We start from the raw sequence: 20769 nt of genomic DNA, 5'->3' as shown, positions 1-20769 counted from the left end.
AATTGCAGTTTCACATGGTATTACCCCCCATTTGGGATACGGGATACCCGCGATTGTGTTCTTCCAAGCCTTCTGCCCATGGGGGGTGGTCAACGGGTCTCTATATTTCTGGCGGGGAATATCGATCCCGGCGTCGTCTGTGGGGTACCGTGGGCGCTTAGACTTGCCCTTCGAAAAGCACAGATAAAACATGAACAGGGAGGCCCCCGGGTATGAGCAGCGCCACGGGCGTGGCCGCCCCCGCCTCCAACCCTTTAGATGATCGGGCCATGCGCCTTCGGGAGCACATCAAGGAGAGGATAGACGAAGGACATGCTGGTGATCGTATAATCGCCGACCTTGCCGAGCTCCATTCCAACCATTATGGGGAAGAGGACGTTGCCGCCGCATATGATGAGGTGATGCGTTCGCCCGATTACCCCCCGGCCCGTGCCAAATACATTCTGGAGAATGGCGACCCCCTCGCATTTCTCAGGCAGACATTTAAGACGCTCCACAGCGAGGACACGGCTGTTCTTGACATCATAGCGGTAGCAATTGGGGCCCAGAGTTGTGTGACGACCCAAGGCGTGCAACCAGCCTTAACAGGGGCCAAGGGGGCCGGGAAGACCGCAGCAGTAAAGGCAGCCGTGCACTTGTGTCCGGAGGAGTATTTGATCACCTCTTCATTCAGCAACAAGGCCCTGTTCTATGGTAAACTAGAAGCGGGCATGATTCTCTTCAGCGACGACACCACCCTGACCCCGGAAATGACCGACCTTGTCAAGCGCTGCATGTCATCTTTCCAGGATGAGACCGAATATCGGACCGTAGATAGCAAGCTCCAACAAAACGTGCGTACCATCCCCCCGCGGATGATGTTCTTATACACCTCTTTGGGGGACCAGGGCGACGATCAGCTGAATGACAGGCAGTATAAAATTGGCATTGAAACCGGCCCCCTATTGGATGCGAAATATGAAGAGTTCATGAAGAAGAAAGCGGTAAATGGTGAACCGGACTATCCGCTTAGCCAGGACGTGCTTGTCTGTCGGGCCATCATTCGCGAAGTAAAAAAACACCTCTTCCGGGTCCGGATGCCATTCTTCGCGTATGTTACTTTTGAGGACAAAAGCAACCGCCGGATCATGCGTTACTTTGTTGATTTTATCGCGGCTGTTGCGGCGCTTCGGTTTATGCAACGCGAACAGACAGACCCCGACGAGAACGGCGTGGTTACGCTGACTGCCGCGGTCGAGGACATGCTGACCGCAGCAACGTTGTTTAAAACGAACGAAGATACCCGGAAACTCGGGCTCACCAAGGAGGAGCGTGCGCTATGGCAGTTCATCGCCGATCGTGGTGGTGAGGTTCCTGAAGACGAGATCATTGAAGGGTATTCAAAGGAAGGAACGAAACGAACCGCTACCCGGACAAACGTCCGCCGGCTGCTCTATGGACGGACCGATCGGGGCCAGAGTGATGGCGGGATCGTGGGAAAAATTCCCGGGGCCACACCCCGAAAGGATGTTGTAACCACATACAACAAGAAGGGGGAGACCGTTCACAGGCAACAGAACGTGATTGTAATCCATGCGACCCCCAACATCAGCCAATACGCCGGGTTTTACAGCTTCGATGAAGAGGCCTGGAAACGCGATCCGGAGTATGTTCCGGAGGAGGGTTGTTGATGAACCCGATGAACCCGAGATGTTCCCGAAATGAACCCACAATGGGTTCACGAAGGAATGAGCTTCATTTGCCAAAAGACCTGAGAATAATAGTAGAATATAATAATTTATTATATTATTATTCTTCAAGAACCAAGATCCGAAACCCAAAGGCAGGGAACCGATATCACGAACACTCTTCCGTTTGTTCCTGTGCGGGTTCAGGAAATGGGTTCAGGAAGATATCCCAAACCAAACAAATTGAAATTTTCAATCGGATTTGTGATTTGTGCTCATATCGTTCTTTTCCCACTTCGGGTTCGGGTGGGTTTGTATGGGTTCATGGGAACACGGGCCGCGGATCACGGGGTTCCAAGGCCACGACCGCCCGTGACACCCCTCGCAACCAGTAACGACCACAGAGCGCCCCCGATGATCCGGTTGGCGGGGCCGGGGAGGGGGACACACCAATCCGCAAGGAACCAACATGACTTCATCAGAACGAAAAACAATCACCAGGACAATGGAGAACATGAGGATCGGTCCGGGCAGATCCCTCTTTGCTCCGAAATGCACCAAGGGAAAAGAAATGACCGACGAACAGCGAAGACAAGCAGCCGTCGAGGTATTGCGTATGCAGCGTTATCAGATGCGCATTGACAATCTCAAGAAACAACAGGCAGAACTCCAAAAGGAACAGGAAACACTCAAAAAGAAACTCACATCCCTTGAAAAAGAGAGCAGGCAGTCGCAGAAAAAAAGCCTCGATATTCTGTATGGGGAACTCCATATACCTCGACGCGTTCTGAAAACCCTGACTCTTGAAGGGGGGCGAAATGCCGTACCGATCAAAGACCTCGATATCCGGTACAGGTGAACGTTCCAAAGTATGGGGCCCAACCGATACATTTAAATACTATATCGGACTTAGTGGGGCGCCCTTTATAAAGATACCACAAAGGAAACCAACATGACACTTACAGAATCCATCACATCAAAACTCGCCGGGGGGAATGCCCCGAAGAAACGCAGGGAGCCCACGAACGAAGAGATCGTTGCGGCTCTCAAGAAAAGCGGTATCGATGTAGACCGCTGTATCGAAGAAAGAGCGAAAGAAGAGCAGCGGGCCCAGGCACAGATCGAACGCCAAGAACGTAAGGAGGCGGAGAGGGTCGCGAAGAGAGCTGCACACCTCGCACGGGCCGGGCGGATGTTCAAGGACCGCGACCTCGTGATCGACATCATCGGCGATAAGGGGTTCAAACGCCTTCCACAAAAGGCAGAGCTGCCGAAGATCAAGTGCCCGCACTGCGGGACGGAATACATGCAGGCAGAAGAACGCATCGTCGGTCTCATGGAGGAGTTTGCGTATCTCCAGACCCTTGGAGGGCAACCATGCGGCCCGGAATACTATCGGGGTGAGGGTTTGCATACATTTGGTGCTCATGCGTTCCCCGGCATGTTCGCCCGGGTCGGCTGCCAGTGCGGAAACCCCTACCACATACGGATACAGATGCTTTTCCCTCCGTCTCGGGAAGTCTGATCCGATCTTTTCCATGTTCATAGGCGCCGGGCCCCCACATCGTCGAAATCTCGCACGATCGGCCCCTTGCCTATACGTTTCTATGGTCCGTGCGTAAACGCGCTGAGATCGCTTCTGTGTGCTTTGACGTATTTTGAGATATATTTATATGTGTATTACAGTTTTACGTTATTTAATCGATGTCTATGGGCTATTTTGGGAATGTTCTGTAGAAACCTATATATATTTTCTATGCGTTGGCATTTTCATCGGCAAAACGCCGGAGGGAACTGAAATGACATCGCAAACACATTCGGCAGAGTCTGCCCAGACAAGCAAGGAAAAGATAGAGGTTTTTCGGACGTCACAGTGCGTGGTCGATCAGGTTCTGAACGACGACCTGCATCCGGTGGATGGGATCGCGCTGCGGATTATGATCGAGCGCGGAATGGTGGAAATTGTAGACAATGCCTCTTTCGATCCTTGGGCTGGTACCAACTGGAACCGGACTTAAACTCTTTCTTTTCTTATCTTTGAGATAATTTCAAAAACTTTCATCTATTTCAGACATCATCAATATCTTTTTTTAGGTGTTCGTGTAACTTCGGGTAATGGTACTTAAGGAAATATACACTGTTGATGAAATTGCCGAAATACTGAGTATAACCCCCATGACGGTCCGGCGCTATATCAACGAGGGCAAGATCAAGGCCATAAAGATCGCCCGCTCGTGGCGTATCCGGCGGGACGAGCTGGAGCGCATCATGGAAGAGGGGGTTTGATGAGGCCCCAAACATGCACATGCCCGAGGTTAGATCGTGATTGTGTATTCCAGGACGAAGGAGAATGCCCCACAAAATGCCCTCAGTTCCGGGAGTGCCCGTTCTCGCAATTTGTGCGAGATCAGGAGAAGTATACAATAACCCTCTGTTCTTCGGGCTCGTGGGTTTCCAAGTTCAGAGAAAGGCACGGACGCGAGCCGACAGAAGAGGAATACCAAGCATGGAAGGATGGGCGAATATGAGAGGTGTTATTTAATAGATCTATAGCCATCAGTTAAAATCGTATGAGTGAGATGGCGCAATTGGGAGTGAGAGCCCCACATGAACTCGTCAAAAGGATTGATTGCATTGCTAATTATCGGGGATGTACCCGGACCGACGTGGTTCTGGAGGCGTTGGGAGGGTATGCCGAAAAAAACTATAGCCCGGAAATGGAGGAAGAGATCGTTTGCAACCGCTCAGATTTAAGAGAAGTACTTCTCCAATTTGTCCGAGACGATCCGTCGTTCCGTGAGGAGGTTTTTGAAGTGTTTCTGCAATTCATTAAAGCTCCCGATAAACAACCAGACGAAGAATTGTAGCGGATTTGGGTTTGAATACCTCGCACCTAGGGCCCCCGGGGGGCGATCTCCCGGGAGAACAAGATCGACAACTATTTTTCCGCCCAGCAGAAAACCCGGAATGAAGAAAAGAGCACCAGCAGCGTTTGTATTTTTTTACAGTTAACAGCAGGACATACGCATATCTTTAATGGTGCTCAGGATGATGAATTTAAGTACAGATGGTGTTATTGTGGTAAGGTGTTCCACAGATACAATAGCTCAGGCAGTCCGTGAATATGCAGGAGTCACCCGCAAACGGGCGATTGGAGAAATTATCCGTTCCCTTCGCCTCGATGACCCGGATGTTGCCGTTTCTTTCGGTGACGATGCGGCGCTGATAATAAATGGAGATGACGGCCTTCTGCTTGCCGCCGACGGGATATGGAGCCGTCTTATGGAGGCCGATCCCTACTGGGCAGGATTCTGTTCGGTCCTCGTAAATGTGCATGACATTGCGGCGATGGGCGGAAAGCCAATCGCTATGGTGGATATCCTTTCCATCGGGAATGAAGAGGTGTGCCACGAAGTCCTGCGGGGGATGTTCGAGGCATCGAAGAAGTTCGGCGTCCCGGTTGTCGGTGGCCATCTCCACCCCGATGCGGAGATGAACATCATCGATGTTGCGATCCTCGGTACCGTCCGCCCGGAAAATGCAATATTTTCTCATACCGCCCGTGAGGGCGACCGGGTCGTTGCCGCCATCGATCTCGAAGGCCGTGTCCACCCGTCCTGCGATCTGAACTGGGATAGTGCCACCCTCCGGTCTGCGGGAGAGGTGCGCGCCCAGATTCAGGTGATGCGCATCATCGGTGAGGAGCATCTGGCAACGGCGGGAAAGGATATCAGCAACCCGGGTGTGATCGGAACGATGGGGATGCTCCTCGAGACGAGTGAAAAAGGAGCCCTCATCAACCCGGAGAAGATACCCCGGCCCGACCTGAAGGCACTGGGCATTCCATTCGAGCACTGGATCAGGATGTACCCCGGAATGGGTTTCATCCTCACCGTCCCCGAGGAGCATGTTGGAAAGGTCATCAGTCTCTTTGAGGAGGTGGGCATCACAGCAGCGGATATCGGTGTTGTCGATACCTCCAGGAAACTGAAGGTGTCGTATGCAGGCAGGGAGACCGCCGTATTTGATCTCGCAAAAGAAGGGATCATGCACATATTCAACACACCCTAGGACATTTGTATGATCATCGGGATCGGTGCCGGTACCGGGCCGGCAACTATTCTCTCTTCTCTTGCGGTCTTTTCGGGCAGTGCCCGTGTCTGTATCTATACATCAGCGGACCTTGCCCCCTTCTTTGACGGGCAGATGGTCCGGGTCAGCAGCGATCCGGCCGCCGCAATGATTGGGGATCTCTGCAATGGTGCCATCGACGCGGCCGTCAGGGGAAGCCTTCCCGCCAATCATACGCTTGCTGTTCTCAGGGAGATGACGGGGGCCGGGTACCTTGAGCGGATTGCCCTCCTCGAAACTGCCTCGGGGAAACGGTTTCTTCTTGCCCCGGTGGGCGTGGATGAAGGGTGGACGGTCGAAGAGAAGATTTCGCTCATTGAGCGGGCCCGGCCCATGGCAAAGGCGTTTGGCCTCAACAATAAGGTCGGTATCATGTCCGGCGGACGTATCGGGGATATCGGCCGACATCCGCAGGTGGACAGGACCATCGAGGATGCGCTGAAGGTTGCCGCGGCGACAGGAGGGGATCACATTGAAATTCTTATCGAAAAAGCGGCAGGGGAGTATGGAGTGATTATTGCACCCGATGGAATTTCCGGGAATATTATTTTCAGGACTCTGGCCCTTCTTGGCGAAGGGAAAGCACATGGTGCACCTGTGGCAAATATCGACAAAATATTTGTCGATACATCGCGCGCCTCGTCAGATTATTCCAATGCCCTATTCATTGCGAATTCTTTGTTAAAAAAATAAAAAAGGATAAATGGACAATATATTTTTAAATTTAAGCTAAATTTGAGAGTTTTTTCTTTTGCCCTCTCATTAACGCTTTTTCGAAAAAATATCCGGTAACTGGTGCGCAATATGCATTTTGCCATCCGAAATGTCCCGAATTTCCAGAAAGTTTATATATTAACTTGCCGATTTTCTTTTTGAGGTGGAATTGAAAATGGCGAATGATCTACCTATTGCAGCAGTCGTGAGGATTGCGAAGAACAATGGTGCTGAGCGTGTTGGCAGCGATGCTGCACAGGCAATTGCCGACGCAGCAGAGGGCTACATTGCCGAACTTACCAAAGAGGCAAGCAAGTACGCTAAGCACGCGGGCCGTAAGACGATCAAGAAAGAAGATGTTGACCTTGCAGTAAACGAACTTGCTGCATAAACATTTTCTGATTTTTTATTTTAAAAAAAACTAAATTTTACAGCACTCCTTTGGTGCTGGGGATTTCGGTGCTGCCCTCCTCCCGGGAGATAGCCCTCCCGAGGGCAATGCCGAATGCCTTGAAGAGCGCTTCGCATTTGTGGTGATCATTTTGTCCGGCAAACGACAGGTGCGCTGTTACGCCGGCATTGATGCAGAGGCTGTAGAAGAAGTGCTCAAAGAGATCCGGTGGGAGTCCTCCCGGTCCGGGGTTTGCAAAGGTTCCGTTCATGACGAGATAGCCCCGGCCGCCGACATCGAGGACGGCCGTTGCTATTGCCTCGTCCATGGGGACTGACATGGAAGCGAACCTGACGATGCCTGTGCCGTCCCCGATTGCCTGCGAGAGGGCCTGTCCCATCACGATGCCGATATCCTCCATCGTGTGGTGTGCGTCGACCTCGAGGTCTCCTGCAGCCTCTATGACGATGCCGAATTTGCCGTGACGGGCGCATGCGGTGAGCATGTGATCCAGAAATCCGATGCCTGTTGCAACGGAGGTGCCACTTCTGTCATCGAGAGATACGGTGACGCTGACATTCGTCTCCTTTGTTTTCCGTTTGATAGTAGCAGTTCTCATTTCTCTTTCCCTGCCTCCAGAGCCTCCTGGAGCGTAATCTTCCCGCCGTAGAGGGCCGACCCGAGCACGATGCCGCTCACACCGATATCCGCCAGAGTCCGCACGTCCGCAGGCGTTGTAACGCCGCCCGAGGCGATGACGGGGAGACGGGTTCCGGCGACCAGCCGACGTACGGGTTCGGGGTCGATGCCCTGCTGAAGTCCTTCGACATTGACATTCGTGAAAAGGAGGGACCCTGCCCCGAGTGCTTCAAAACGCTGTGCCCATTCGATATAATCTCCTGCCGGCTCTTCCCAGCCCCTGACAACGACCTGACCGTCCTTCGCATCGACCCCTGCCATTATGCGCTTGCTCCCGAACTCGTCAGCCAGTTCACGGATGCAGTCCGGCTCTTTCGTTGCAAGGGTGCCCAGTATGACCCGGTCGACACCGATCTCGAGCCACCCCGCAGCATCTCCTGTGCTCCTGATGCCGCCGCCCAGCTGCACCTCTGCGCCGGTTTCGCTCAGGATGTCCTTGATGACCGATGCATTTGCCTCGGCGGCGCCGAACGCTCCGTCGAGGTTGACGATATGGAGGGCATCCGCCCCCTCATCCAGCCACCGGATGGCACGGATGACGGGGTCGCCATAGTCCGTGGCGGTGGCACGGTTCCCCTGGATGAGCTGGACGCATCTTCCGTCAAGGATGTCCACTGCAGGGTATATCTTCATGAAATATCACCTGATCATACGTTCAATCGGCATGACAAGAATGTCGCGTGCCCCTGCCTTTCGCAGCTGGCTGATGAGTTCGTAGATGCGTTCCTCGGCGACGACGGCATGGACCGCGACGAGATGTTCGTTCGAGGCCACGTCCATGACGGTCGGCCCGGCAAGACCCGGCAGGACATTCCTTACCTCATCCAGAGCGCGTCGTTCGACATTCATCATCAGGTAGCACTGCCCCTGTGCGGCAAGGACGCTCTCGAGTGCAAGACAGATCTCGTCGATCTTGAGGGCCTTGCTTGTCCGCGATATGCTATTTGCAATGACGATGGTGGTCGAGGAGAGAAGTTCGTCGATGATGCGGAGATGGTTGGTCTTCAGCGTCGTTCCCGAGCTCGTCAGGTCGACAATTGCATCCGCGACGCCAAGATAGGGGGTGGCCTCACACGCACCGCCGACAGGGAAGAGCCGCGGCGTGATGCCCCGATCACCGAAGTAGCGTGCGGTGATCCCCGGAAATTCCGTTGCGATGGTCATGTCCGCCATCTCTTCAGCCGTGGTGATTCCGCTCTCCTCGGGAACCGCGAGGACGAGGCGTGCCTCTCCCATCTTCAGGTCAAGGAGCTCCTCGACCTGTGAGCCTCTTTCGAGGACCATGTCCCGTCCGGTGATGCCAAGGTCTGCTGCACCGCTTGCCACGTACTCCGGGATGTCGATGGGGCGTGCAAAGAGGACCTCGACCATCGGGTCGACGGTTTTGGTGATGAGCTTTCTGCCCCCGGAGCTCTGCAGGTGGAGTCCTCCCTTCTCAAGGAGGTCGATGATGGGCTGGGAGATACGCCCTTTGTTTGGTATGGCAAGCCTGACCTGTTCGTTTTCTGTCGGCTTCATTATCTTCCACAGGTTACTGATCGCATCAGAAGGTTTTCAGTTCTCCCTGGATCACCCGTTCGGTAATCGAGGTGATGTTCTCGAGTCCGTCGTCGATGATGGCCTCGATCTCCTTTGCTGCCCGCATCTCGTCGATGCCGGATTCCGAGACGTACTGGACGCTTGCAACAAGCGGCTTGTCGATCGGTTTTCCTATCTGTGAGAGGAGGCGGACATAGAGGTCGTCGATGCCCTCGACTTCCCGTGTGCATTTGGTGGCCAGATCGGTTGCAAGGAGATTATAGATTTTCCCGATGTGATTGATCGGGTTCTTTCCGCTCGTAGCTTCCATGCTCATCGGGCGGTGGGGGGTGATGAGGCCGTTGGCACGATTTCCACGGCCGACGGATCCGTCATCACCCATCTCCGCAGATGTCCCGGTGACGGTGAGGAAGATGGAGCTTTCGCTCTTGTAGTTGTCGCCTGTATTGACCTGCACTGCAACTTTTCGGGAGCTCTGGGCGGAGGCGACGGCCCTTGCCTCTTCGGTCACCTTCCGGACCGCTTCGATATAGTCGTCCATGGAGGAGCAGAAACGGTCAATCATCGGCACGCAGAGGGTGAGGGTGATGTCATCCCCCTGACGAAGACCCATGATCTTCACATCGGTCCCGATAACGGGGTGTTTCGGCCGATAGACATTGTCGAGGTGTTCGCTGACGGCCAGGATAGTCCGTTCCAGATCCGAGAACGGGGCATGGCCGACCCCGAAGGACGTATCGTTTGCATGCGGCCGGGAGTTGTCGCTACAGGCCTTGAAGACATCCCTCAGATCGGATGATCCGACGCCCATCCTGCAGTCGACGATGACATCATGCTCCATATTCAGGAATTCGAGGGTATTCCTCAGGTAATTCCGTGCTGCTTCGACAGCAATGGAATCCGTTGGAATGGTGGCTCCGTCATAGAACTTGGTGGCACGACCGGTCAGGAGAATATACATCGGGCGGGTGACGACACCACCGCCGAATTTTGGCAGGGACTCCCCGGCGACGACTTCACCCTGGTCGGTATTGTGGTGAAGGACGGCACCGCATTCGTCGAGATAGGACCTCGAAAGTGCACGGGAGATCGCCTCTGCAATTCCATCTGCTATACTGTCCGGGTGCCCGATACATTTCCGTTCCGCAAGCTCTATGTGCTGCTTGTTTACCGGCATCTCACGTAAGGTCTCTACTGCAATATTTCGTGCCATTTCAGCTCACGAACTCCTACTATTGTTTAAAAGTGGGTGGGCTCGCACTTAACGATTTCCTTATGGGAAATTATATAAAATGCCGTGATTTCCAAGAAAAATAAAAACAAGCAAAATGGGTTTATTTTCGGATTCTGACATCCGAACGGATGGTGAGTTTGCATTCTCCTGAACGGAAGACCCGGACCATGCCGCCACTCTCTGAGACCGTAACGCCGATGGCGGAGATGATATTGGTGAGTGCCGCGGTCGCCCGGTGGCGCCCGCCCATTCCGTGCGGCATGTTGAGCCCGTCGCTTCGTGCAGTGATGTACCTCCCTGCCGACTGGATGATCCCTTCCCGGTCGACAACGAAGACCCCGTCCAGCTGGGCGAACTCCTTGACGCTCTCCCAGTTGTCGACGTTGGTGATGTCGCGGACTTCCTTCCGGTGCCCCTGGAAGGGGTTGATGATCGCCGCATGGGAGTACTGGTTGATCTCATCCACATCGCCGATGACAAATGCCGTCCCGATGGAACGCCCTTCCCTGCCCTCGACGGCGATCTCCATGGCGAGCTGAAGGACCGCCCGCATGACATCCCGGGGGACGAGGTCGTCGAATTCCATGACACTGATGAAGTCCTTGCCGCGGTTGATGTCGTAGATGAGGATGGCGTAGGGGAAGACCCCTATCACCTTCCCCTCCTCGTACTCCTGCGACAGGTAGATCTGGACCGCTGCATCGTGCAGGTGGCGTTCGGAGATCTCGAGGATGTCGTGCATTGTTAGGTCACGGAGCACGTCCAGTTGCAGGTCCTCGACCCATATCACGGGGATACGGCTTTTGAATTCGATCGGTTCGATGAAGGAGACGATTGCCTTGGCATCGACCTCTTCCGCGAGGCTTGACGCTGCTGCCATCAGGGTTTCTTTCATAGGAGCTCCCGTACGAGGGCAGGTATTTCTGAGGGTTTGCCCGCAACCGGGACGCCCATGCTGGTGAGGCGGCTAATCTTCGACCGTGCGTCTCCCTCTCCTCCTTCGATGATGGCACCGGCATGGCCCATGCGCTTCTCAGGGGGGGCGGAGACTCCTGCCACATACCCGACGATGGGAAGGGTTGTTGAGGCGGCTCCCTCCTCCTCAAGGTTACCTCCGACCTCGCCGATGAGGACGACCGCTTTTGTCTGGGGGTCCTGTTCGAACCGCTCGAGGACGTCGACGAAGGTCTGGCCGATGATGGGGTCCCCGCCGATTCCCACGATGGTCGACTGGCCGATGCCCGCGCGGGTGAGTTCGTTGACCACCTCATAGGTGAGGGTACCGCTTCGGGAGATGACCCCCACGTTACCCGGCATCGCAAGCTGTGGCGGCATGATGCCGAGTTTGAGCTCACCGGGGGAGAGGGTTCCCGGACAGTTTGGCCCGATGACGCAGCACCCTTCCATCTGTGCGAAGGCAAGGGCCTTCATCGTGTCGTGGACGGGAATCCCTTCGGTGATGGCGACGACGAGGTCGAGGCCGGCACTGGCCGCCTCCATGATGGAGTCCCCTGCGGCAAATCCGGGGACGAAGAGTACCGATGTCGTGCAGTCATGCTCCTCCGCCGCTTCACGGACACTGTCGTAGACCGGGACGCCGTGTACCGTCTGTCCGCCTTTCCCCGGGGTTACGCCGGCCACGACGCCGCGCCCCCCGACCGAGCGGGCATATTCGTTCATCAGGCTGATGTGGAACGCACCCTGGTTGCCGGTTGCGCCCTGAACGATGACGCCGGTGGATTTATCTCCGTAGATCATGCCTCGGCCTCCTCGACCGCGGCGCGGACGACTTCTTCCATGGTGTCGAGCATCTGGTAGCCGTATTTTGCAAGGATTGCCTTTCCTTCCTCTTCATTGGTGCCCGCAAGACGGGTGATGACGTGCTGGTCGATGCCTGCCTCGATGATGCCGCGTGCCACTTCGTCACAGCGGGTAATGCCCCCGAGGAGGTTGACGATGATCACCCTGACGCCGGGCATACCGCCGACGAGTCGCACAGCCTTCATGACGCGTTCCCTGCCCGCACCGCCGCCGACATCGAGGAAGTTTGCCGGTCTGCCATTGTAGTGGGTGATCAGATCAAGCGTGGACATGGTCAGTCCCGCACCGTTGCCGATGACGCCGATGGTTCCGTCGAGTTCCACGTAACTGAATCCGTTCTCCTCCGCCTCGCGTTCACGGGGCGTCAGGTCCCTGTTGACGGTGATGCCCTGTCGTTTGAGGGCATTGTCGTCGACGATGAGTTTGGCATCCGCCGCATAGACGCCCCTCGTGGTCGTAACGAGCGGGTTGATCTCCGCGAGGAGTGCATCGGAAGCGCAGAATGCGTGGTACAGGGCGTTGATCACCGGGCCGAGCTCCCTCGGTGCCGACCCGAGGAGATGACGCATCTGGTACCCCGGCACCTCGGTGAGCAGGGGCGAGAAGCTTGCCCGTCGGAGGGCACCCGGATTCGTGCGTGCGGTCTCTTCGATGTCGACACCTCCGGTCTCTGCAAAGAGAATCATCGGCTGGCGGGTAGCACGGTCGATGGTGATGCTCACATAATATTCATGTTCGATGGGAAGCTTCTCCTCGACGAGGAGGGTTTTGGCTGTCAGGCCCTTAATGGGGGTTTTAAAAAGATGGGTCGCGGTTGCCACGACATCCGCCTTCTTGGTCACGATGATGCCGCCTGCCTTTCCCCGTCCGCCCACGTCAACCTGTGACTTGACGACGACCTCGTCTGCAAAATCATCCATGTGCAGATAGAGTTCATCGGGGCTTTTTACAACCTTCCCTTCCGGTACCGGAATACCATGCTTTTTAAAAATATCCTTCGCCTCAAATTCCAACAGTTTCATGGTTCACCCGCCATTGAATAATGTCTAGTTGCTGTTTTGCTCTCCAAGTTCAAATCCGCGTCGCAGTGCGGCCATGTTCAGGTCTTCCGTGCCCTTGGGGACACTGTCAAGGACCGCCTGTTCGATGGCCTCTTTCGAGACGACGCGGGTTGCGGTCACCACCGCCCCCAGCATCACGATATTTGCGACAATGACCCGTCCGAGGCCGTCTTTTGCTTCCTTTGTTGACGGTATCTCACGGTACCGGCATTCGGGCCGCTCGAGCACCAGTTCGCTGTCAAGAAGCATCGTCGCGGAGGGCGGAGCGCCTGCCCCGTACTTCTCGAATCCCTGCTGGGACATAATCACGTAGATGTCGGGTTTTTTTACCTTCGGGTAGAGGATGGGATCGTCATCGATGACGACGGCGCTCATCGATGCCCCGCCGCGTGCCTCGGGGCCGTAGACCTGGGTCTGGACGGCGTATTTGTTGTCGTAGAGTGCCGCAGCCCTGCCGAGGATCACCGCCGAGAGGATGATGCCCTGACCGCCAAACCCGGAGAAGAGCACTTCATGTCTCATTTCGGCACCCCCATCGCAGGGCGGTACCGGCGAATGAACTCTCCGACGGTGAACATGTCCTCCGGTATCTCTTTCCCCTGTTCCTCCAGCCGGTGCTTCTTTGCAAGGAGCATGGCATGGCTTCGCATGTATTCGACCTGTTCGCCCACCTGGCGGAGTTTGTTGCGCCTGCCGTAGGCGGTCGGACACTGGACCATTGCTTCGATGAAGGAAAGGCCCGGGGTCTCAAGGCCCACGCCGATTGCCTTAATGAGTTCGGCCACATGGTATGATGTCCACCGTGCGACATAGTTCGCCCCGGCTGCAACGGCCAGTTCGGCGAGGTCGAAGACCGGTTCGGTCGCCCCGTAGGGGGTGGTGGTGGAGATCTTCCCCACCGGGGTGCACGGGCTTCCCTGTCCGCCGGTCATGCCGTAGATCATATTGTTCATGCAGATGACGGTCATGTCGATGTTTCTCCGGCAGGCGTGAATGAAGTGGTTGCCGCCGATGGCGGAGAGGTCGCCGTCGCCGGTGAAGACAACGACATGAAGGTCGGGATTTGCCATCTTGACACCTGTTGCAAAGGCAAGCGCCCTCCCATGGGTCGTATGGAGGGAGTCGGTGGTGATGTATCCGGGGGCACGGGAAGAACAGCCGATGCCCGAAACGAAGACCGTGTCATCGATCTCCCATCCCATCGCATCCACCGCCTTGATGGTGCAGTTCATCACCGTGCCGTTGCCGCAGCCGGTGCAGTAGATGTGGGGGAGGCGATCCTGCCGGTACCACTTCTCATAGGTTTCTGTGGACACCCTAGGCCACCTCCTGCACCTTTTCGTAGAGTTCATCCGGCGAGTGGATGGTTCCACCGAGCCGCCCCATCGGGATCACCTGCTGTCCGGTGACATGCCGCTGGACTTCCCGTGCCATCTGGCCGAGATTAAGTTCGGGGACGATGAAGGTCTTTGCGTTGGTGAAGAGCTTCAGGGTGTCCTCCGGGAAGGGCCAGACGATTCTCAGGTTCAGGTGCCCGATGTTTTCCTCGGGATGGTCATGGAGCACCTGGCGGACGGCACGTGTCGATGGGCCGTAGGTGACAAAGACCGTCTCTGCATCGGTATTGACCGCATCGTAGTCGGCAATTTCGTGGCGTTTTGATTCGATCTTGTCCACGAGCCTGCGTACAAGAGCCTCATGCAGTTCGGGATTGGTCGCCTCGGGGTATCCCCGCTCATTGTGGGTCAGGCCGGTGACATGCGCACGGTACCCCTTCCCGAAGGTCGGGAAGCCGGGGATCATGTCATCCTCCGCTTCATAGGTGAGCTTGCCGGGTTTTGGCTCCTTGCGGGGGATGATCTCGACCGAATCCGGAATGGAGATCTTCTCGCGCATATGGCCGATCGTCTCATCGGACATAAGAAATGTCGGGACCCGGAACCGGTCGGCGAGGTTGAACGACTTGACCGTCAGGTCGAACATCTCCTGGACCGTGGAAGGCACAAGAGCTATTGTTGAGATGTCACCGTGTGATCCGAAGCGACACTGGAGCATGTCGCCCTGTGCGGACATGGTCGGTTGCCCGGTCGACGGCCCGCCCCGCTGGATGTTGACCACAACACAGGGAGTTTCCGTCATCACGGCATAGCCGAGGTTTTCCATCATGAGGGAGAACCCGGGACCGGAGGTTGCCGTCATCGCCCTCGCACCGGTCCATGAGGCCCCGATGACTGCACCTATGCTTGCAATTTCATCTTCCATCTGGATGAATACGCCGCCTTTTTTTGGCATTTTGAGTGCCATCCGCTCTGCAATCTCCGTCGAAGGGGTAATCGGATACCCTCCGAAGAAGTTGCACCCTGCGGCGAGTGCCCCCTCGCAGCAGGCGGCATTTCCCTGCATGAACTCAAGTGTCGTCAATATTCAATCACCACCTTTTTCGTTGCATACGGGTCTTCCTCTTCCCAGAATATAGCCTGATCCGGACATATCAGCTGGCATGCGCCGCACAGCTGACGCCCGTAGAGGTGACGGAGCCTGCAGTTTGTGCATCGCTCGGGCCGGTCCAGAACGGGAACGATAATTCCCCGTTCGTTCAGGTTCCTGCCTTCCTGAAATATATGGTATGGGCATACGGTGGTACAGAGGTTACAACCCTTGCACCGCCGTTCGTCTATGACTAGTCTCATCGGCTCGTCCTTTTTATTTATTTGGTTTTGACCGTACTAAAGGTATCGCGCGGTGCACCCGGAAGTGCCGCCCGTTCCTCTCATTTCGGAAACATCCGTACGAATTCTGCCTGCGCCCGTTGTGCCACGTCCCCGAAGAGGTTGTGGCCGTGGGCGTCCATGCCGACGGTGAGCGGCAGGTGGTCGAGCTCCAGCGCCCAGACCGCTTCAGGCATCCCGAGATCCTCGAACCATACTCCCCTGACCTTCATCCTGGATGCCGCGAGTGCCGCACACCCGCCGGTAAAGGCAAGATAGACGGCACGGCCTTCGAGGAGGCCGAGCACCTCATCGTTCATTCCTCCTTTCCCGATAAGTGCCCGCACGCCCGCATCGAGAAGAAATCCAGTGAGGGTGTTCATGCGGGCGGAGGTGGTGGGCCCGGCGGCAACGACGCAGTTTTCGCCGATGACAGGGCCGCAGTGGTATACGGCGGCACCCTTGGGATCGAATGGGAACCCCTCCTCCTGCATGCGCAGGTGGGCCTCATCACGGGCGGTATAGACAATTCCCGTCAGTGTGACACGGTCCCCTGCCTGTAGGTCGAGGACCTCGTCGCCGAGGGGTGTTGTCAGGTGAGTGGTCACAGGACCACCTCCACCGTTGCCCGGCGGGCGGCCCAGCACTGGATATTGACCGCCACCGGAAGCGAAGCCGTGTGGCACCCCGCACGCTTTACCTTCACCGCGAGACAGGTGGTGGCGCCGCCGAGCCCCATGGGGCCGATGCCGAGACGGTTCACATCATCACAGATCTGTTGTTCAAACTCGTCCATCGTATCGATGGGTTCGAGGAGCGCCTCCTTTGCCAGGAGGGCGGACTGGTCGAATGTTCCCCCGATGCCGACGCCGAGAATGATGGGGGGGCATGGCCTGCCCCCTGCTTCGAGGGCGGTCTCCACGACAAAGCGGCGGACATCATCCGACTGGGAAGGGAGGAGCATAGCAATCCGGGATACGTTCTCGGAGCCTGCTCCCTTTGGGAGCACGGTGAGGGTGAAGGTTGCGCCCGGGGAGATATGGACGGCCGGCATTCGCTCTCCGCAGTTGTTTCCGCTGTTGTCCCGTGTCAGGGGTGAGACGACGTTGGGGCGAAGCGGCACGGACATGGTTGCACGGGCGACGCCGTCCCGTACTCCCTCTTCAATGGCCGTTGTGAGGGGAATGCCGGGAGGGAGGGTGATGAAGACTACGGGAACGCCGGTGTCCTGGCAGATGGGTTTTCCCGTCTCTCCCGCGAGGGCGATGTTGTCGAGAATTGCGCTGAGTTCTGCCCGCGCCACCGGGTCCCGTTCGGCTGCATATGCAGCATGCAGCGCTGCAGTGACATCCTCCGGAAGGCGTATCTGTGCAATCTCCAGTGCCTTGTGCGTGGCGTCCGAGACGGCCCGGAAGATCTGTGAGTCCGTCACTCTGTGCATATGGTATCCACCATTGTTTTGTCACTACAAAATACTGCGGGAAAAATATTGGTCCCCGGGTGGGTGACCTGAAAAAAAGGGCTTAGTTTCCTGTCTTTTCGACGACGATCCGGCCGGGTGAGGGGAGCTTGTAGATCCCGTGGCGCATGATCTCCCGTACCTTGTCGGCATTTGCCTCGGTGGTATAGCAGGTAAAGATCTTCTGGTTCGGTTTGACGCGGGCTGCTGTGCCCACTGCCTTGCCGAATGCCATGCGCATCCCTTCGGACACACGGTCAGCACCAGCACCGGTTGCCTGCTTGTTCTCCCTCAGAACATGGTGCGGGTAGGTGCGGAGCTTGAAGTGGAAATTCATCCTTCCAATATCTTTGATGAGTTTACGGTTGATGTTGACACGTGCTGCTTCGAGAGCAGTGTGGCGGATCTGGCATTCCTCATCGACGGTGATCGAAACTTCGACCGGGAAATCTGCCTTCAGGTTGCCCATATCGAACTGTACGATTTTGCTGCCGGGCACACCGCCCATATATTTCCTGCGAGTATATGCCCGCTTTGAAACAGCCCTGTACATTTTGGCGGGTTTTCGGACCATAGAATAAAACTCCTCTGTGTATAAATGTGCTTTAAAAAATGGAAATCCAACGTAATAAACCTTACCGAACCGGCGCTCCTTCTTCCATACGTTTGAGGATGTACTTGCGCAGATCCGCAAATGCCGGTTCCGTCCGATCACGCGGACGGGGCAGGTCAACATCGATGACTTCCTCTATCTTTCCCGGACGGGGACTGAGAACAACGATTCTGTCGGCGAGATAGACCGCCTCGTCAACGCTGTGCGTGACAAAGACGATGGTCTTTTTCGTCTCTTCCCATATGTCCAGGAGTTCTTTTTGCATGACGTTTCTCGTCTGTGCGTCCAGCGCGCCGAACGGTTCGTCCATCAGCAGAACGCGTGGTTTGTTCGCCAGTGCCCTTGCAATGGCAACCCGCTGACGCATACCTCCCGAGAGTTCGTGGGGGTAGGCATCCCGGAACTGCTCCAGGTTGACGATATGGAGGTAATCCTCGGCGATTTCCCTTCGTTCCTGCCGGGATATGCCCTTCATCTCGAGGCCGAAGGCGATGTTGTCGATGACACTCTTCCACGGGAAGAGAGAATACTCCTGGAATACCATCCCCCGCTGCGGGTCGGGCCCGGCAATGGGGGTATCGTCCAGGCGGACTTCGCCGGATGTCGGTTTCTCGAGTCCGGCGATGATGCGCAGAAGCGTTGTCTTCCCACATCCGGAAGGCCCCACGAGACAGATGAACTCCTTCTCCTCTATCTCCAGGTTGATGTCGGCGAGGGCGGTGGTCGGTTTCAGTCCTTCGCGTTCAAAGACCTTGTTCAGGTGGGTGACTGATACGATACTCATCTCTCACATCTCCTGTCCCTGCCAGCGGACGGTTTGTTTGGCCACATAATATCTGAAGATCATATCCATCATCAGGCCGATGAATCCAAGGACGAGCATATAGACGACCACACTGTCCATCTGGTGAAGGTTGTAATACGTCCATAGATTTTTCCCGAGGCCGTACTTGCCGGTACCTGCTCCGAAGATCTCGGCACCGACCAGGCACATCCACCCTACGCCCATGGAGATGCGGATGCCTGCGGTGATCTCAGGGATGGCCGAAGGGAAGGCAATGTTTTTGATCTGGCGCAAACTGCTCGTGCACCCGAGCACTTTTCCCGCCTCGATGAACACTTTCGGCACATTGCGAAAACCGGTATAGGTGTTGACGAGGATGGGAAAGACCGCCCCAATGAAGATGATGAATCCTGCTGATGCATGGGTGAGACCGAACCATATGATGGCGAAGGGGATCCATGCCAGGGGGGGGATGGGCCGGAGAACCTCGACCAGCGGGTTGAGTGCCTGGTCGACGGTTTTGAACCATCCCATCGCAACACCGGCCGGAATTCCGACAAGGAGGGCGACGGCCATGCCGATGGCGAAGTGATACAGGCTGACCACTGTGTCGGTCGACAGGGTCCCGCGGGGGCCGAAGAGGTCGCGATAGAACGCATCGAGGACCTGGGTGAAACTTGGCAGGGCAAACGGGTTGTCAATAATATAGACCGCAACTGCCTGCCAGAGGAGAATGACGACGAGAACCGATGTCAACGGAATGAGAATCCGCCTGAGCTGGCTCTTTTGTTTATTATCCATATCTGCTTTCTTCAGGTTTGTCCGCGGTGGTTATATGACTTCCCGCGATGCCAAAAATAGTGTGGGGGGGTCAGGCTGCCACAGCCTTCTCATAGAAGGAGAGATCGAAGATCTCGTCAGCGGTCATCGGATTCTTGATGTACCCGAGTTCTGCCTGGACTTCGGTGTAGTCAACAACGGACACCACGATAAGTGCGGGGTCGGTTACCCAGCGGCCGTCCCAGCTGGCAAAGGATGCCTCGATGACATCGAGTTCCACCTTGTTCATGTCATGGTAGATCTGTGCCGCTTCTTCCTGATTTTCGATGGAGTACTCGGTTGCCCGGATGTGGGTCTTTACGATCTGTTCGACGATGTCGGGGTGGTTGCGGATGAGGTCACCGGATGCGACAAGGACACAGCATGCGTGGTCCTGCATCATCTCGCCCGAGGTGACGGCGGTATATCCGTTGCCTTCGGCAGCGATGGTGGCCGGTGCCGGGTGGGGCAGGAATACTGCATCAACAGCAGATTCGGCGATGGCAACGGTTGCATCGCCGGGTCCCATGCCGCGGATATCGACATCGGTGTCGGGGTCAATACCGTTTTGCTGGAGCCAGTCGCGCAGCAGGGTGTCCTGGATGGTGCCGGGAGGGAAGGTGGCGATGGTAAGGCCTTTCAGGTCTTCGGGGCCCGTGTAGGTCACCTCGGGGCGTACCACGAGGTCGGATCCCTGAACCTGCACTGCTGCAATGATTTTTGCATCGAGGCCCTGGTCAAGTGCGGAGATGACGGGGGCGGCACCGACATAGGCGACATCAATCTCCCCCGCAAGCATTGCCTGCATCTCGGGTGCTCCGGTCGGGAACTTGTGGTCGGTGATGGTGGTTATGCCGAATGGTGCAAGATCCTCTTCCCACCAGCCCTTGTCCTTTGCCACCATGTAGGCAATCTGGTGGGTGGAGGGCTGGTACCCGAAGGAGAGTTCGGTCTTTTCTTCTGTCGGTCCGCCGTTTCCGCCATCAATACATCCGGCGGCAAAAATGACGGCGAATGCAACGAGTGCGGTCATAATAAGAAGTGATTTTCCTTTCATACGGTATGCCTCGTGAACGTTTGCAATGAAACAGTAGAAATTTCGGGGGACTCTTATAAAATAGTATCCAAT

Annotated in this window: 26 protein-coding genes; 9 read left to right on the top strand and 17 right to left on the bottom strand. The window is 56.0% G+C overall.

Annotated features, from left to right (window positions below):
• The first annotated feature begins 212 nt into the window (after window positions 1-212).
• From AZH53_RS06250 to AZH53_RS06210, 9 genes are all read left to right on the top strand, one after another.
• Complete coding sequence (locus AZH53_RS06250; RefSeq protein WP_319642657.1) at window positions 213-1670, top strand: RNA-binding protein; 1458 nt, start codon at window positions 213-215, stop codon at window positions 1668-1670.
• 568 nt (window positions 1671-2238) lie between these two features.
• Window positions 2239-2526 carry a hypothetical protein gene (locus AZH53_RS06245; RefSeq protein ID WP_319642656.1) on the top strand — a complete coding sequence of 96 codons (288 nt, stop codon included), beginning with the start codon at window positions 2239-2241 and terminating at the stop codon, window positions 2524-2526.
• 93 nt (window positions 2527-2619) lie between these two features.
• Window positions 2620-3192 (top strand): hypothetical protein, encoded by a 573-nt coding sequence (locus tag AZH53_RS06240; protein ID WP_319642655.1) that lies wholly within the window; start codon window positions 2620-2622, stop codon window positions 3190-3192.
• A gap of 148 nt (window positions 3193-3340) precedes the next feature.
• Complete coding sequence (locus tag AZH53_RS06235; protein ID WP_319642654.1) at window positions 3341-3685, top strand: hypothetical protein; 345 nt, start codon at window positions 3341-3343, stop codon at window positions 3683-3685.
• A 97-nt stretch (window positions 3686-3782) separates the two neighbouring features.
• A complete protein-coding gene (locus AZH53_RS06230; RefSeq protein WP_319642653.1) occupies window positions 3783-3953 on the top strand; it encodes a helix-turn-helix domain-containing protein in 171 nt (56 codons plus the stop codon).
• 284 nt (window positions 3954-4237) lie between these two features.
• Window positions 4238-4534, top strand: coding sequence for a hypothetical protein (locus AZH53_RS06225; RefSeq protein WP_319642652.1), 297 nt, complete (start codon window positions 4238-4240; stop codon window positions 4532-4534).
• A gap of 208 nt (window positions 4535-4742) precedes the next feature.
• Entirely contained in the window at window positions 4743-5738 is a 996-nt protein-coding gene (locus AZH53_RS06220) for a methanogenesis marker 2 protein (RefSeq protein WP_319643657.1), read from the top strand.
• Between the two features lie 9 nt (window positions 5739-5747).
• A complete protein-coding gene (mtxX, locus tag AZH53_RS06215) occupies window positions 5748-6491 on the top strand; it encodes a methanogenesis marker protein Mmp4/MtxX (RefSeq protein WP_319642651.1) in 744 nt (247 codons plus the stop codon).
• Between the two features lie 196 nt (window positions 6492-6687).
• Window positions 6688-6903, top strand: coding sequence for a histone family protein (locus tag AZH53_RS06210; RefSeq protein WP_319643656.1), 216 nt, complete (start codon window positions 6688-6690; stop codon window positions 6901-6903).
• A gap of 37 nt (window positions 6904-6940) precedes the next feature.
• On the opposite strand, the gene hisB is transcribed toward AZH53_RS06210, so the two are convergent.
• The 17 genes from hisB to AZH53_RS06125 all read right to left on the bottom strand — a co-directional run bounded on the left by hisB (window position 6941) and on the right by AZH53_RS06125 (window position 20697).
• Window positions 6941-7522, bottom strand: a complete 582-nt coding sequence (hisB, locus tag AZH53_RS06205; RefSeq protein ID WP_319642650.1) for an imidazoleglycerol-phosphate dehydratase HisB — start codon at window positions 7520-7522, stop codon at window positions 6941-6943.
• Window positions 7519-8235, bottom strand: a complete 717-nt coding sequence (gene hisA / locus AZH53_RS06200) for a 1-(5-phosphoribosyl)-5-[(5-phosphoribosylamino)methylideneamino]imidazole-4-carboxamide isomerase (protein ID WP_319642649.1) — start codon at window positions 8233-8235, stop codon at window positions 7519-7521. Before hisA ends, hisB begins: the two co-directional genes overlap by 4 nt.
• 6 nt (window positions 8236-8241) lie before the next feature.
• A complete protein-coding gene (hisG, locus tag AZH53_RS06195) occupies window positions 8242-9120 on the bottom strand; it encodes an ATP phosphoribosyltransferase (protein WP_319642648.1) in 879 nt (292 codons plus the stop codon).
• Between the two features lie 25 nt (window positions 9121-9145).
• Window positions 9146-10354, bottom strand: a complete 1209-nt coding sequence (locus tag AZH53_RS06190; RefSeq protein WP_319642647.1) for a methionine adenosyltransferase — start codon at window positions 10352-10354, stop codon at window positions 9146-9148.
• Window positions 10355-10475: 121 nt separating this feature from the next.
• Window positions 10476-11270 (bottom strand): DNA integrity scanning protein DisA nucleotide-binding domain protein, encoded by a 795-nt coding sequence (locus tag AZH53_RS06185; protein WP_319642646.1) that lies wholly within the window; start codon window positions 11268-11270, stop codon window positions 10476-10478.
• Window positions 11267-12133, bottom strand: a complete 867-nt coding sequence (sucD, locus tag AZH53_RS06180; RefSeq protein WP_319642645.1) for a succinate--CoA ligase subunit alpha — start codon at window positions 12131-12133, stop codon at window positions 11267-11269. The genes AZH53_RS06185 and sucD overlap by 4 nt, the downstream gene beginning before the upstream one ends.
• Window positions 12130-13218: a succinate--CoA ligase subunit beta gene (locus tag AZH53_RS06175; RefSeq protein WP_319642644.1), complete on the bottom strand. Its 1089-nt coding sequence runs from the start codon at window positions 13216-13218 to the stop codon at window positions 12130-12132. Before AZH53_RS06175 ends, sucD begins: the two co-directional genes overlap by 4 nt.
• Before the next feature lie 24 nt (window positions 13219-13242).
• Window positions 13243-13779: a 2-oxoacid:ferredoxin oxidoreductase subunit gamma gene (locus AZH53_RS06170; RefSeq protein WP_319642643.1), complete on the bottom strand. Its 537-nt coding sequence runs from the start codon at window positions 13777-13779 to the stop codon at window positions 13243-13245.
• Window positions 13776-14573 carry a thiamine pyrophosphate-dependent enzyme gene (locus AZH53_RS06165; RefSeq protein ID WP_319642642.1) on the bottom strand — a complete coding sequence of 266 codons (798 nt, stop codon included), beginning with the start codon at window positions 14571-14573 and terminating at the stop codon, window positions 13776-13778. Before AZH53_RS06165 ends, AZH53_RS06170 begins: the two co-directional genes overlap by 4 nt.
• A 1-nt stretch (window position 14574) precedes the next feature.
• Window positions 14575-15678, bottom strand: a complete 1104-nt coding sequence (locus AZH53_RS06160) for a 2-oxoacid:acceptor oxidoreductase subunit alpha (protein WP_319642641.1) — start codon at window positions 15676-15678, stop codon at window positions 14575-14577.
• Entirely contained in the window at window positions 15675-15947 is a 273-nt protein-coding gene (locus AZH53_RS06155; protein WP_319642640.1) for a 4Fe-4S dicluster domain-containing protein, read from the bottom strand. The genes AZH53_RS06160 and AZH53_RS06155 overlap by 4 nt, the downstream gene beginning before the upstream one ends.
• An 80-nt stretch (window positions 15948-16027) precedes the next feature.
• Window positions 16028-16573, bottom strand: a complete 546-nt coding sequence (locus AZH53_RS06150) for a FumA C-terminus/TtdB family hydratase beta subunit (RefSeq protein WP_319642639.1) — start codon at window positions 16571-16573, stop codon at window positions 16028-16030.
• Entirely contained in the window at window positions 16570-17406 is an 837-nt protein-coding gene (locus AZH53_RS06145; RefSeq protein WP_319642638.1) for a fumarate hydratase, read from the bottom strand. The genes AZH53_RS06150 and AZH53_RS06145 overlap by 4 nt, the downstream gene beginning before the upstream one ends.
• 82 nt (window positions 17407-17488) lie before the next feature.
• Complete coding sequence (locus tag AZH53_RS06140) at window positions 17489-17998, bottom strand: 50S ribosomal protein L16 (RefSeq protein WP_319642637.1); 510 nt, start codon at window positions 17996-17998, stop codon at window positions 17489-17491.
• Window positions 17999-18059: 61 nt separating this feature from the next.
• Window positions 18060-18821, bottom strand: a complete 762-nt coding sequence (locus AZH53_RS06135) for an ABC transporter ATP-binding protein (protein ID WP_319642636.1) — start codon at window positions 18819-18821, stop codon at window positions 18060-18062.
• Between the two features lie 3 nt (window positions 18822-18824).
• A complete protein-coding gene (locus AZH53_RS06130; protein ID WP_319642635.1) occupies window positions 18825-19622 on the bottom strand; it encodes an ABC transporter permease in 798 nt (265 codons plus the stop codon).
• Between the two features lie 70 nt (window positions 19623-19692).
• The gene (locus AZH53_RS06125) at window positions 19693-20697 is read right to left on the bottom strand and encodes an ABC transporter substrate-binding protein (protein ID WP_319642634.1); all 1005 of its coding nucleotides are present in this window, start codon (window positions 20695-20697) and stop codon (window positions 19693-19695) included.
• Between the last annotated feature and the right edge of the window lie 72 nt (window positions 20698-20769).

This window comes from Methanovulcanius yangii (assembly GCF_018687785.1).
Taxonomy (GTDB): domain Archaea; phylum Halobacteriota; class Methanomicrobia; order Methanomicrobiales; family Methanomicrobiaceae; genus Methanovulcanius; species Methanovulcanius yangii.
This window is presented reverse-complemented; position numbering and strand designations above follow the sequence as displayed.

Excerpts from the sequence above, each read along its gene's own strand:
- AZH53_RS06145 (WP_319642638.1), bottom strand. The coding sequence starts at position 17,406 with ATGCACAGAGTGACGGACTCACAGATCTTCCGGGCCGTCTCGGACGCC.
- AZH53_RS06235 (WP_319642654.1), top strand. The coding sequence starts at position 3,341 with ATGTGTATTACAGTTTTACGTTATTTAATCGATGTCTATGGGCTATTT.
- AZH53_RS06190 (WP_319642647.1), bottom strand. The coding sequence starts at position 10,354 with ATGGCACGAAATATTGCAGTAGAGACCTTACGTGAGATGCCGGTAAAC.
- AZH53_RS06130 (WP_319642635.1), bottom strand. The coding sequence starts at position 19,622 with ATGGATAATAAACAAAAGAGCCAGCTCAGGCGGATTCTCATTCCGTTG.
- hisA (WP_319642649.1), bottom strand. The coding sequence starts at position 8,235 with ATGAAGATATACCCTGCAGTGGACATCCTTGACGGAAGATGCGTCCAG.
- sucD (WP_319642645.1), bottom strand. The coding sequence starts at position 12,133 with ATGATCTACGGAGATAAATCCACCGGCGTCATCGTTCAGGGCGCAACC.
- mtxX (WP_319642651.1), top strand. The coding sequence starts at position 5,748 with ATGATCATCGGGATCGGTGCCGGTACCGGGCCGGCAACTATTCTCTCT.
- AZH53_RS06170 (WP_319642643.1), bottom strand. The coding sequence starts at position 13,779 with ATGAGACATGAAGTGCTCTTCTCCGGGTTTGGCGGTCAGGGCATCATC.
- AZH53_RS06245 (WP_319642656.1), top strand. The coding sequence starts at position 2,239 with ATGACCGACGAACAGCGAAGACAAGCAGCCGTCGAGGTATTGCGTATG.
- AZH53_RS06140 (WP_319642637.1), bottom strand. The coding sequence starts at position 17,998 with ATGGTCCGAAAACCCGCCAAAATGTACAGGGCTGTTTCAAAGCGGGCA.
- AZH53_RS06185 (WP_319642646.1), bottom strand. The coding sequence starts at position 11,270 with ATGAAAGAAACCCTGATGGCAGCAGCGTCAAGCCTCGCGGAAGAGGTC.
- AZH53_RS06240 (WP_319642655.1), top strand. The coding sequence starts at position 2,620 with ATGACACTTACAGAATCCATCACATCAAAACTCGCCGGGGGGAATGCC.
- AZH53_RS06175 (WP_319642644.1), bottom strand. The coding sequence starts at position 13,218 with ATGAAACTGTTGGAATTTGAGGCGAAGGATATTTTTAAAAAGCATGGT.
- hisB (WP_319642650.1), bottom strand. The coding sequence starts at position 7,522 with ATGAGAACTGCTACTATCAAACGGAAAACAAAGGAGACGAATGTCAGC.
- AZH53_RS06155 (WP_319642640.1), bottom strand. The coding sequence starts at position 15,947 with ATGAGACTAGTCATAGACGAACGGCGGTGCAAGGGTTGTAACCTCTGT.
- AZH53_RS06135 (WP_319642636.1), bottom strand. The coding sequence starts at position 18,821 with ATGAGTATCGTATCAGTCACCCACCTGAACAAGGTCTTTGAACGCGAA.
- AZH53_RS06230 (WP_319642653.1), top strand. The coding sequence starts at position 3,783 with ATGGTACTTAAGGAAATATACACTGTTGATGAAATTGCCGAAATACTG.
- AZH53_RS06250 (WP_319642657.1), top strand. The coding sequence starts at position 213 with ATGAGCAGCGCCACGGGCGTGGCCGCCCCCGCCTCCAACCCTTTAGAT.
- AZH53_RS06225 (WP_319642652.1), top strand. The coding sequence starts at position 4,238 with ATGAGTGAGATGGCGCAATTGGGAGTGAGAGCCCCACATGAACTCGTC.
- AZH53_RS06125 (WP_319642634.1), bottom strand. The coding sequence starts at position 20,697 with ATGAAAGGAAAATCACTTCTTATTATGACCGCACTCGTTGCATTCGCC.
- hisG (WP_319642648.1), bottom strand. The coding sequence starts at position 9,120 with ATGAAGCCGACAGAAAACGAACAGGTCAGGCTTGCCATACCAAACAAA.
- AZH53_RS06210 (WP_319643656.1), top strand. The coding sequence starts at position 6,688 with ATGGCGAATGATCTACCTATTGCAGCAGTCGTGAGGATTGCGAAGAAC.